Raw genomic sequence first — 10569 nt, forward strand, 5'->3', positions numbered from 1 at the left:
ACAAGCATCTCAAATCCACCAACATGCTGGAGCGGCTCAACGAGGAAATCCGCCGGCGCACCTATGTCGTGCGCATCTTCCCCAACACCGAAAGCTGCCTGCGCCTGGTCAAGGCGTTGGCCGTCGAGACCAACGAAAACTGGATGGAGGCCAATCGATACATCAACATGGACGACCTGCGCGAGCACAAGAAGCTCCCTCTGCGCCAAGCCGCATGACCAGCATATGGCCGCCCCATTTTGCAGAACTTGACGCACACAACCCGAGCCCGACGTACTGGCCTACATGAACCTTCCCCAAGGAACATCGCGCCAAGCTCCACTCGACTAATCCGATCGAACGTCTCAACGGCGAGATCAAGCGGCGCACCGAGGTCGTCGGAATCTTCCCGAACGACGATGCGATCGTGCGCCTCGTCGGCGCAATCCTGCTCGAACAGAACGATGAATGGGCAGTGCAGCGGGCCAGATATATGACTCTGGAAACGATCAGCCAGATGAGCGATGATCCCCTGATCAGCCTGCCAGCCGTGGCGCGCTGATCAGCCCGGCCCATGCCGGAGAGCACGCGACTAATGCCGCCAGCTACACCACGCCGCGGGACACGATCAACGCTCCTTGAAAAGGCGGTATCGCAGAGGGTGCATTGCATGCAGTCCGTTCGCAACATCACCGTACCAATCGGGTGCAATAAGTTGCACCATGATCTGGGAAGGAAGGCCTTGAGGGCGAATGGACAGCCGAAACAGCCTGTGCCTCATGGTCAGGACGACCAAAGACGAATTCAGTTTCTCAGAAAATCGAAGATCGTGAGGAGGCCAGCAGGGCTACGGCCTGATCCTTGGTGTGCACGCCGAGCTTCTTCTTCGCATTGTCGAGGTGGAAATCGACGGTGCGCGCTTTGATTCCCAAGATGCAACCGATAGTCCAGGCGGACTTGCCGCGCGCCGACCATTGCAGGCATTCGTATTCACGAGGTGTCAACGAAACGCCGTCCACTGTACGATTGCCAGACAGCCTTCGACGAGCATAAATGTGAAAACATGTCGCCATGAGTTGGAGCGCTTGTTCGTATCGCTCAGCAACGCGCAGGGAGGCGGAATTGGGTTTATCAGCGGCAAAGGTCATCGCTGCAACACAGCCTCTGCGATCGATGATCGGGATCGTCAAACCGCAGCGGATGCTGAACTGTGCCGCCTCATCGAATAGCTTCTTTTGCGCCGGCGACATCTCAACGCAACGCAAATCCGGCCCCGACCATGGAAACGGGGAGCCGCCACGCCGCGCACGCATGATGACGGGATCGACTTTCTGATATTGGTTTTGCAGATAGTGCTCGGTCCAGAGCGGCGGATAATTCGAGATTAGCTTGGGCTCGCCACAAGATTCCAATGGCAACGACAGATAGGCAAAGGTGAGGAGATCAAGTGCTATCGCCGCCCCAGCCATGGCATCCCGGAGATCTGTTTCATCGACACTCTCCGACAGCTTTCCCAGATATGTCTCGAAGAGAAGCGGCATGTTCTTTGTCATTGTCCTGACTCAATCCATTCCGTCTGCTGAGCGCCATTCCGACCGGGAGACTCCGCCATAAGCGGGGACCGCACAACTGCGGCCGGGTTTTGCAGGCTTGTGGCCGGGCGGACCGGCCTTTACAGAACGCCACGCAACTTGCATGATCTGCGCACCGATTGTCGCCAACCGCAGCTCGCTGGAGTGCAGTCGGAGACCTTTCTTGGGAAAATGGAATCGTCGCAGCCCTGTATCATCATCCTGAGGCACGTGGCATCGAAAGCAGCAATTCAAAGATTGCCGCGTGAACGTCGGCGGCCACGAAGAAAAGGATGGCGGATAGGCGCTCATCCTCGCCCCTTTGGGCGCTATGATCCGGAACGTATGGTTGCGCCGCTTTCTGTTTGTTCCTCAACGCGTTGGTGGGCGGAGACTCGATACATTGGCAGGGCTAGCTAAAGATACAGCAGCCGACCTGATGCGCCCTGCACAAGTTGACGAGAGTGATCATCAGGTGCGCATCGGCAAAGACAAACGGCGAGTGTCCCCTGCCGGTCTGCTCGGGCGGCATCGACAAGCGTACCCGCATCAGGTCGCGTCCATGACCGCGATCGCCTCGCCCAACAACGACTCGTTTACATCAACGCCCAGCCCTGGCCGACAATCGTCGGGCAGCCGGATTTCGCCCTTCTCGACAAGAAGCGGATTGTTCACAAGCGGCAGTTTTTTGCTTGCGTAGTCGTAAAGTCCGAAGACAATGTTGCGCGGGAGGGTGTGAGCCATATGCGTGACGCACGCCAGCAGGATGCCGGTTCCGTAGTAGTCCTCAACCCGCACAGGCACGCCGAGAATCTTTGCCAGGCTCATGGCTTGCCGGGTGGCCTCAATCCCTCCGATACAGGAAGTTTTGAGGGACGCCACGTCGAGCACCTTGTCCTGAACTGCTTCCAAGAAGCGCCGGGGGCTATCAATCACCTCGTCGAGCATTATGGGGACGCCAGTCCGCTGTGCCACGGCACGACATTCCTCGTAGCTCTCGCAAGGGTTCTCGATCATAGGTGAAAGTTCGCGGACGGCCGAAATCACGCGGATCGCGTCCTCGACCAGCCAAGCGCGGTTAGGGTCATACCAAAGACGCTCGTGGGGCAGAGCAATCTCCTGAACCATCCGTATTGTGGCAATGTCTTCGTGTGGCTCGCCCGCCCCGACCTTGATCTGGAAACGGGAATAGCCTTTGGCCCTCTCGGCTTCGAACGCGGCAAGGGTCTGCTCGCGAGTGCCGATCCTTATCACGGTAAGAACGGGGAGGCTCTCCGCCACCCTTCCACCCCACAGGTCCACGAGCGGAAGGCCATGCGCCTTAGCCGCCAAGTCCCACAGGGCCATCTCCAACGCCGTTTTCGCATTGCCGTGTCCGCGGAGCGCCATCGAGACCTCGCCGATAGTCCTGGCGACTTGACGTGGATCGCGGCCCAGCACGGCTGGGGCGACGTGGCGGATTCCTTCTCTCGCGCCTGCGGAGAGTTCCGGCAGGTAGTATGGCGGCGCTGAGGAGACCTCGCCCCAACCGACTAGGCCGTCGTTCGTTTCAATTTTCACGACCAACACGTCTAGCGCCGGATTGATCGACTGACTTGTCACGTAGCGCGTCAGCTCCATTCCGACGTCGATCGGCACCGAAAAAAGCGTTATCCGTTGGATGCGCATGTTCACTTCCGCTTTAGAGTGATGCCTTTGCCGGCTTCTGCGGGAACCCCGAGTTCTGCGTGCGCGCGACGGACCTTTTCCAGCCGTTCTGCGACGATCGGACGCCATTTGTCGGGCCTTCGCTCGATCAGGTTGAAGGCGAGGCATTTGACTTCATTTGTGGCCGCAATGACTTCACCGTTTGATTTCCAGATGCGGTGAAACAACACGTAGCGCTTGTCGTCCATGTCAACTAGCTGCGTGGTAACATGGATCGGCGTGCCAAGAGCGAGTTCGTCCACATAGCTGACGCAGTTCTGGACGATAACGTATTCGTGGCCGCCGCGCGCGTCCATCGTGCCTTCGGGACCATTGATCCAGTTCCAGAAAGCCCAGTTGGCGTGGTCGCCGATCGTGAGGTAGTGCGCAGTGTTTACGTGCTCGAACACATCGATCCATTCTGGACGGATCTTGGTGCGGAAGAGCAGAAGCGGACTCTCGATGCTTTCCGTCCAAGGGATTGGAGCGTCGTATGTTTCGGCCATGGTCAGCGTCCCTTCCATACTGGCGCGCGCTTCTCCGACAGCGCACGGATGCCCTCTGCAGCGTCCTCACTTCCATAGACGCGGCGGTAGACCGGCAGATTGGCTTGCTGCATGACCCGGTAGGCTTCGCGCTCGCTCAAGCCTTGGGTCGCGCGGTCAATCTCCTTGATCGCCTGCAGCGACAGGGGCGCGCATGCGACAACGCGCTCGGCAAGATCGCGGGCCGCATCAATCAGGGACGTGGCCGGGACCATCTCGTTGATAAGTCCCCAGTGCTCGAGTTCACGCGCCGCGACCTGCCGACCGGTCATCATCATTTCCATCGCAACAGCGCGAGGAAGGCGCCGCGGCAAACGGATCACGCCGCCGGCATCGGCAATCAGGCCGATCGCCGCCTCCGTCAACCCGAATTTCGCGTGGTCGGCCGCGACAATCATGTCAGCTGCCAAGGCGAGTTCGAAACCGCCACCCAAGGCCATTCCGTTGACAGCCGCGATGACCGGCTTTTTGAGATCCCAGTACTCGGTGAGCCCGGCGAACCCGCCGATGCCCTGGTCTGCGTCGGGCGCTTCCCCACCGGCCGCGGCCTTGAGATCCCAGCCGGCGGAGAAGAACCGGTCGCCCCCGCCGGTAATTATGCCGACCGACAGGCCATCGTCCTCGCACAGCAGCCGGAATGCCTCGCCCAACTGCCTCGACGTCGCGGCGTTAATCGCGTTGGCTTTCGGACGGTCTAGCGTGATCTCTAGGACTCGCCCGCGTCTCTCTGTTCTGACCGGCGCGCTCATAGGGCTAACTCCGCCACCCGATCACCCAGAATTTCTTCAACACCTCCGCGCCGATCCCAGGCGCGAATTGGTCCGGGACCTTCGTCCGCCCGGCAATTATATTAGTTATATGCATGGCGTGCCCTCGCTGGCCGAAGGCAGCAGCACGAGGCTACCAACGTGCTTTTTCTCGAAGAACTCGGTCTGTGCGGCCCGGATTTCCGCCAATGGCCAGCTCTTCGTGCTGAAGGGCTTGATCTTGCCGGAGACCACCATGTCGATCAACCGAGGGAAAGTTTGCCGCAGGTACACGGTCGATCCGAACAAGGAGAGATTTTTAAGATAGAGCATACGTAGATCGAGTTCCACCTTTGGTCCGCCGATGGCGCCCGCCGTGACGTACCGCCCGCCGCGCCGCAGGAGCTTGAGAAGATTCGGGAAGTTGGCACCGCCGACGACATCCGCAACGAGGCTGAGTTTGCGACCACCAGTCCCTTCGAGGACGCGCGCCAGGATGTCCTCGCCGTCCCGGTTGATTACATGATCGGCACCCAGGTCGGAGACCGCGGACATCTTGGATTTTCCCGCCACCGCCACCACTTCGGCGCCGATCGCCTTCAGGATCTGGACTAGGAAGGTGCCTACGCCGCCCGACGCTCCAGTCACCAGCGCCAGGTCGCCGGCCTTCGCGCCCGCGATGACCAGCATGTTCATCGCCGTGCCGCCCGAGCAGGGCAGCGTTGCGAGCGCCGCATCCGATAGCGGCAGATCGTCCGGAACACTCACCGCGTTGAGCGACGGCACGACGGTGTACTGCGCAAACGCACCGTCGTGCTCCGATCCGAGGAAGCCCGCGCTGTCAAAGCCTTCCACGTCGTCCGGGTCGCGGATATAGGGATCGCAGACCACGCGTTCACCAACACGGCCAGGCTCCACCCCCGAACCCACCGCGACGATCCGGCCGACGGCATCCGCCCCCTGGATGCGCGGGAAGGTCAATCCTCCTTCCCAGTCGCCCATTCCCTGTTCGGACACGCCGAAACCGTCTTTCCCGCCTTCAGCGGTGGTTCCGGAGCTCACCGCCTGGTTGTACCAGCCGGTGCGCGTGTTGATGTCGGTGTTGTTTATACCCGCGGCGGTGACCCTGACGAGCACCTTGCAGGGACCCGGTTTCGGCACGGGCACGTCGTGCCGGAGTTCGAGCCTGTCGAGCCCCCCGTGCCCGGTCAGGTGCACTGCCGTCATTGTTTTCGGAAGCACGGGCTATGCTCCTCTCTGGCGCATGAGCTGCCGGCTGATGATATGGCGCTGTATTTCCGAGGTGCCTTCCCAGATGCGCTCGACGCGCGCATCACGGTAGATTCGCTCCAGCGGCAGATCGGCCATCACGCCCATGCCGCCGCAGGTCTGGATCGCCTGGTCCGCGACGCGACCCAGCATCTCCGAGCACCAGACTTTCGCCATGGCGCAGTCCTCAGCCACGCTCGGCAGGTGCTGGTCCACCCGCCACGCGGTGTTCATCAGGAGAATATCGCCGAGGCGAATATCGATCGCCATGTCGGCCAACGGAAAGCTGATGCCCTGGAACTTGCCGATCGGCTGGCCGAACTGCTTGCGCTGTGCGGCAAAATCAACTGCGACCTCGAAAGCCCGCTCGGCACGCGCTTGGCAGACGGCGGCAACCGTCAGGCGCCCCGGCCCGAGCCAGTCCTTGACGACCTTGAAGCCTTCGCCCTCGGCACCGACCATCTGCCACCCGCCGACCCGCACGTCATCGAAGCGCAGGATGTTGTTGTAGTAACCCCGGTGGCCCATGTGATCGTTTCCCTTGGCCACTTCCAGCCCTAGGGTATCAAGGTCGATGAGGAAGCAGGAGATCCTCTTCCGCGCACCGGCGGGCGTCTCCTCCTCGCCCGTCGCGGCGAATAGAATCACGATATCGGAGATCTGCGCATTCGAGATGAAGTGCTTGGTGCCATTGATGATCCAGTCGGACCCGTCCTTGACAGCGCGGGTCTTCATCCCCTTGAGATCGGACCCGGCATCAGGCTCCGTCATCGCTATGCATTCGCGCTTCTCACCCCGCATGACGGGCTCGAGGAATTGCGCGACCTGCTGGCCCTGGCACGCAGCCAGGATGTTGTTCGGCCGCCGGACGCATTCCGCCAATGCCAGAGAGGCGCGCGACAAGCCTTTCTCCACGAGGGTGAAGGAAACGCAGTCGAGGCCAGCACCGCCCACGCTTTCGGGCATATTGCAGGCATGCAAGCCCAGCTCCATCGCCTTGCGGCGGATATCCATCTCCAGCTCGCGGGGCAGCTCGTTCGTTGTCTCCAGGACGTGCTCGTGCGGGATGAGCTCCTTCTCGCAGAACTTCCGTGCGGTATCGAAGAGCAGCTGTTGCTCGTCAGTCAGCTTGAAGTCCATCAGTCTAGGCCTTTGTATAGGGCGTTGGCATGTGTCAATGCGGTACGAGACCCTTCGTCATCTTGCTGAACTCAGCATTTCCGGCCGGCTGGGCGCCCATGATCGCAACTTGCTCGAGGTGATAGTTCATTCCAGTGCTCAGCCCCTCCACCTCGTAGACGCGGTTCAGGTACATCTTGTGCATGACCGGGGCAGAACCCGCGGCCATCGCCACGTATAACGATCACGTTGACTTCGTCATCGCTGTCCGCACCGACGCCTAGCTCGGCTACCAGGCGAAGAATCATCGCGTCGAATATTTCCGGCCGGTTCAGTGTCTGCCGGCAGACATTTCGCGTCCATCTCATAGAGCAGATGTTTGCACTCAGTCGTGTCAGGTGAAATGTTCTGCATTGTCTCTCCCATGCGTCAGGCGACGCGTTCCTCGCGTCTGGCCAGCTTCAGAACCGCGTCCACGGCGAGCGCGCCCCTGCGTCCCACCAGGATTGGGTTGATCTCGACCTGCTCGGCGCCCTCAGCGAGGGCGAAGCCTGCCAGCGCCCCAAGCGTGTCGAGGAGCGCTTCGCGGTCACCTGAGGGTCTACCCCGCCATCCCCTGATGCGCTGAGCAACCTTGAGACGGTCCAAGGCACGCGAGATCTCGGCGCGGAGAAACGGGGCGGCCAAAAGCGTGCTGTCGTTCCACAGTTCAGCCTCAACACCACCGCCGGCGATCATCAGAATATGACCGACCGAACAATCGAAAGAGACGGAGGCCATCACCTCGGCGACAACGTCGGGCGCCATTGCCTCGACGAGCGTGGCAGCTAGCGGAATGTCCGGCACTAGGCGCTTCATGTCGGCTCGCATAGCGTCGATTGCCTCGCGTACCTCCTGGGGCGAGGTAAGACCGATCCGCACCGCACCCGCCTCGGTCTTGTGCTGAAGCCTCGCATCGAGCGCCTTCAACGCGACTGGAAAACCGATCTCTGACGCAGCCTCATGGGCCCTATCAGGGGCTGTCACGCGCAAAGTGGGTACATTCACGCCGGCCGCCGCCAACATACGTTTCGCCGCCGCCTCGTCATGGCTGACGCCGGGCTTCGGTCTCGCGACTTCGACGTTTGCCAGCCGCTCCACTCCAGCGTCCATAAGCTCATCACGACGCTCGCGCCACCATACGGCGTGAGAGAGCGCCTTCATGCATTCTTCAAGGCCCTGCATGGCGGCCAGCCCGAGGTTTTGTGTATGTTCGCGCGCGTGGGCAGGGAAGCAGTCGACCATAGGAGCGAGCTGCATAGCCGTCACGCCGCGACCTGCGCAGGCCCCAGCCAATGCCTCTACCTGCGCCGCGTATTCGCTGACGTCCCACATGCCCTCACGTGGGTAGTTCTGGACCATCAGCGCGACGTCGTAGCCCTCGTCGAGCAGGGCCGAGTAGATCGCCGTCTGACGCTCCTTATCGTTCCATGCGCCCATGGTGACGTCCTGCGGATTGCAGGGCGTAGCCATGAGCGGCAGCACCTCGCGCAGGTGCGCCACACGTTCGCCTGTCGGCTGGGGCAGCTCGAATCCTGCCGCGCTCAAGTGGTCCGCCAACATTACGCCGAGGACGCCGGAAACTGCTGTAACTAGAACACGACGACCTTTCGGCATGTGCCCAGAGGAAATCAGCTTCAGCGTCTCGAAGAATTCAGACTCTGAGGCCGTCGATATGATTCCGAGCCTGTCGAAGAGCGCTTCCCAAGCTGCCCCGGCGCCCGTCATTGACGCCGTGTGGGTGGCCGCGGCATGTGCGCCTGATTCGGTTTTCCCGAACTTTATTGCCACGATGGGCTTGCCCAATTGTAAGGATTTTACAGCAGCACGTCGTAGGACGGCGATATCGAGAAGGCTCTCGAACGACAGGCCTATCGCCGTCACACGGGGATCGTCGAGAAGGTAGTCAACGCAGGATTCCATGCCCGTCAAGGCCTGGTTGCCGCCACCCACTAAGTGGGTGATTGGGAGGCCCCGATCCGAGAATACGGCATCGCATAGAAGGCCTCCGCCCTGGCTGACCACGGCGGCGCCCTTCTCCACACGACGGATTCCGAAGTGATCCATTATCGCGGCCATCGGGTCGACGAAGTTTACCAAACCGACGGCGTTAGGTCCGAGCATCGGCATTTCGCCCGCCGCAGCCATCAACCGCGCCTGCAGGTCACCGCCGATCTTGCCGGTTTCCGCAAATCCAGCAGCGTTGCATACCACGGCCTTGCAGCCTTTTGCGCGAAGCTCCGCGATCACCTCTATGGTTGCCTCGCGCCGAATTGCAACAAAGGCGAGGTCCGGGGCTCCGGGCAGATGCTCGATGGAGGGAATGCAAGGGTAGCCCTGAAGCGTGTCATACTTCGGGCTGACAACCCATGTCGAGCCGTCGAAGCCGAGGTCGCGATGATACTTCAATGCGGGGTTTAAATTGCTTCCGCCGACAAAGGCGACTGATTTGGGACGGAAAAACGGTTCAAGAGAGTGCGTCATCAGGGTCCCGACTGGCGTATCTTGAATCGAGAATACCAATATGCTCATCTATAGGGATGACACCAACAAACGAATAACTGGCACTAGAGAATGAGGTCTGTGACGATCGTAATCGGAGAGGGCTTCCCCCTTCTTTCACTGGCGTTGGTCACTGAGCCCTTGCGACTTGCAAATCGAGAGAGCTTGCGGCCAGTCTTCCGCTGGCGCATTCTTAGCGTTGATGGGAACTCACCGAAATCGTCCTCGGGACATGCACTAGAGGTAAGCGGAGGTTTGGACGAGAAACCAACCGACGCGGTGATCCTCCTGGCTTCCTATGCTCCGGACAGGATGAAAACGGATGCGTTTCTCGGTTGGCTACGGCGTCGCGCGCGATCGGGTTGCCTGATGGGATGCGTTGATACAGGGGCCCTCCTCTTTGCAGAAGCGGGTTTGCTCGACCGTCGTCCGGCAGCGGTGCATCACGAGGCCGTCGTGGCTTTCCGAGAGAGCCGCGGGGAGGCATTTTTCAGCGACCGTCTGTTCAATATGGACGAAGACCGGTGTTCCAGTGCGGGTGGGGTGGTGACGATGGACATGACTCTTGCTTTGATCTCACACTTCGAGGACAAACGACTGGCGCGACGCGTTGCAGAGATCCTCAATTATCGTCCGCTGGAATCGGATCGGGCCGACGGGTCCTTTGGCATTGACTGGTCCATCCCGCGCATTGATCGCACTCTCGCGAAGGCCATTGAAATCATGCTGGCTAACATGGAGACGCCCCTGCTCATCGGAGACATCGCGAACCGCCTGGAATGGCCCGTATGGAAGCTCCGGCGCCTGTTCATTCGCCATCTTGGAAAGTCACCGCAGGCCTACTATCTCGAGCTCCGTCTCGACCGGGCGCGCAACCTTCTTCGGAACTCGCAAGAAATGATTGGCAAGATCGCGCTTATGTGCGGATTTCCTGCGAGCGAGAGCTTAAGCCGCGCCTACCGCCGCCGCTTCCATCTCGCCCCCAGCCATGACAGGTCACTATAAGGCTCGGCTGCGAAGGCGCTAGATGTTTGATCCCAGGCTTTGATGGCGCATACTTTTCGTCCGAATCAAAGGATGCGCTATGGGCCAGGTTCTTCATGGGAGCGCCAC

The 10569-nt window shown here is 60.5% G+C and carries 10 protein-coding genes and 1 pseudogene; 3 read left to right on the forward strand and 8 right to left on the reverse strand.

Translation table 11 applies throughout. The annotated features are described in order from the left end of the window. Positions 1 to 218 (forward strand): transposase (locus tag NKI46_RS30620; RefSeq protein WP_352749637.1); only part of this gene is annotated, 218 nt, incomplete at its 5' end. Between the two features lie 46 nt (positions 219 to 264). Next, positions 265 to 541 (forward strand): annotated as a pseudogene (locus tag NKI46_RS30625) (transposase); the annotation flags it as partial. Positions 542 to 791: 250 nt separating this feature from the next. Here NKI46_RS30625 and NKI46_RS30630 read toward each other — a convergent pair. The 8 genes from NKI46_RS30630 to NKI46_RS30665 form a co-directional block, all read right to left on the reverse strand. After that, positions 792 to 1520, reverse strand: a complete 729-nt coding sequence (locus NKI46_RS30630) for a LuxR family transcriptional regulator (protein WP_502896855.1) — start codon at positions 1518 to 1520, stop codon at positions 792 to 794. 579 nt (positions 1521 to 2099) lie between these two features. After that, positions 2100 to 3218, reverse strand: a complete 1119-nt coding sequence (locus NKI46_RS30635) for a mandelate racemase/muconate lactonizing enzyme family protein (RefSeq protein WP_352749642.1) — start codon at positions 3216 to 3218, stop codon at positions 2100 to 2102. Positions 3219 to 3220: 2 nt separating this feature from the next. Then, complete coding sequence (locus NKI46_RS30640; protein ID WP_352749644.1) at positions 3221 to 3742, reverse strand: thioesterase family protein; 522 nt, start codon at positions 3740 to 3742, stop codon at positions 3221 to 3223. A gap of 2 nt (positions 3743 to 3744) precedes the next feature. Further along, positions 3745 to 4530 (reverse strand): enoyl-CoA hydratase-related protein, encoded by a 786-nt coding sequence (locus tag NKI46_RS30645; protein ID WP_352749651.1) that lies wholly within the window; start codon positions 4528 to 4530, stop codon positions 3745 to 3747. A gap of 105 nt (positions 4531 to 4635) precedes the next feature. Further along, a complete protein-coding gene (locus NKI46_RS30650) occupies positions 4636 to 5769 on the reverse strand; it encodes an alcohol dehydrogenase family protein (RefSeq protein WP_352749653.1) in 1134 nt (377 codons plus the stop codon). A gap of 3 nt (positions 5770 to 5772) precedes the next feature. Then, positions 5773 to 6936, reverse strand: a complete 1164-nt coding sequence (locus NKI46_RS30655; protein ID WP_352749656.1) for an acyl-CoA dehydrogenase family protein — start codon at positions 6934 to 6936, stop codon at positions 5773 to 5775. Between the two features lie 34 nt (positions 6937 to 6970). Next, positions 6971 to 7150 carry a hypothetical protein gene (locus tag NKI46_RS30660; protein ID WP_352749659.1) on the reverse strand — a complete coding sequence of 60 codons (180 nt, stop codon included), beginning with the start codon at positions 7148 to 7150 and terminating at the stop codon, positions 6971 to 6973. Positions 7151 to 7344: 194 nt separating this feature from the next. Continuing rightward, positions 7345 to 9438 carry an acetate--CoA ligase family protein gene (locus NKI46_RS30665; RefSeq protein WP_352749662.1) on the reverse strand — a complete coding sequence of 698 codons (2094 nt, stop codon included), beginning with the start codon at positions 9436 to 9438 and terminating at the stop codon, positions 7345 to 7347. Between the two features lie 273 nt (positions 9439 to 9711). Here NKI46_RS30665 and NKI46_RS30670 point away from each other — a divergent pair, with 273 nt between their 5' ends. After that, a complete protein-coding gene (locus tag NKI46_RS30670; RefSeq protein WP_352749665.1) occupies positions 9712 to 10461 on the forward strand; it encodes a GlxA family transcriptional regulator in 750 nt (249 codons plus the stop codon). Positions 10462 to 10569 lie beyond the last annotated feature (108 nt).

This window comes from Mesorhizobium sp. M0615 (assembly GCF_040320805.1).
GTDB lineage: Bacteria > Pseudomonadota > Alphaproteobacteria > Rhizobiales > Rhizobiaceae > Mesorhizobium.